Source organism: Mycolicibacter sinensis, assembly GCF_001667945.1.
Classification (GTDB): domain Bacteria; phylum Actinomycetota; class Actinomycetes; order Mycobacteriales; family Mycobacteriaceae; genus Mycobacterium; species Mycobacterium sinense_B.
Genome location: NZ_LZJK01000101.1, coordinates 1 through 786 on the forward strand (window position 1 = coordinate 1; position 786 = coordinate 786).

General features: G+C 66.0%; 3 pseudogenes. 2 read left to right on the plus strand and 1 reads right to left on the minus strand.

The features are described 5' to 3' along the window. Together A5694_RS13930 and A5694_RS13935 are read left to right on the plus strand one after the other, a co-directional pair. Positions 1-180, plus strand: a pseudogene (locus A5694_RS13930) (hypothetical protein); the annotation flags it as partial. After that, positions 177-431: pseudogene (locus tag A5694_RS13935) on the plus strand (DUF3817 domain-containing protein); the annotation flags it as partial. The pseudogenes A5694_RS13930 and A5694_RS13935, both read left to right, overlap by 4 nt. Here the strand turns inward: A5694_RS13935 and A5694_RS22630 are convergent. After that, positions 408-680: pseudogene (locus tag A5694_RS22630) on the minus strand (hypothetical protein); the annotation flags it as partial. The pseudogenes A5694_RS13935 and A5694_RS22630 sit on opposite strands and share 24 nt — an antisense overlap. Positions 681-786 lie beyond the last annotated feature (106 nt).

Sequence of the window (786 nt, forward strand, 5' to 3'; positions counted from 1 at the left end):
TACGAAGAAGCACCGCCCGAGCCACACCGAGCCGACACGGTGACCGAGATACCGGCCGGACTGCTGCCCGAGCGGCCCGCGCCCGCCGCCGCACCCACCGACGACGCCGCACTCCGGGAATACAACGCCTACCTGGCCGAGCTCACCGAGAACGAACGAAAGAACAGGAACACCGCATGACCGATACCCCCGCCCAAGCCGCTCCCGCCGAGAAGATCCGCAGCGCGCTGCTGCCCTACCGGGTCATGGCCTGGGCAACGGGTGTCTGGCTGATCGCCCTGTGCTACGAGATCGTGGTGCGCTACGTGGTCAAGGTGGATAACCCGCCGACGTGGATCGGTGTGGTGCACGGCTGGGTGTACTTCGCCTACCTGCTGGCCACCTTCAACCTGGCGGTCAAGGTGCGCTGGCCGCTCGGGCAGCAGTCCGGCCGGTATCTCGGTCACCGTGTCGGCTCGGTGTGGCTCGGGCGGTGCTTCTTCGTAGCGGACGAATTTGCGGTAGGCGTAGACGCAGAACCAGGCGAACAACGGCCACTGCAGCGCGTAACCGAGGTTCTGGAAGGTGCCGTTGACCTCCTGGAATCGGGTCCACTGCCACCACCCCAGCGCCAGGCACGCGCAGGCGGCGAGGATCACCAGCACGATCAGTGCCGGTCTCCGACGCCGTGTAGTGGACACCTTATGACGGTACCGCGCGTCGGCTGGGGGATAGCGTCCCGGGGAGTGGTGGACTTCGGATCTGGCGTGGTTCACGCGTTGCGATCAACGAGTCATGTTGAACGCT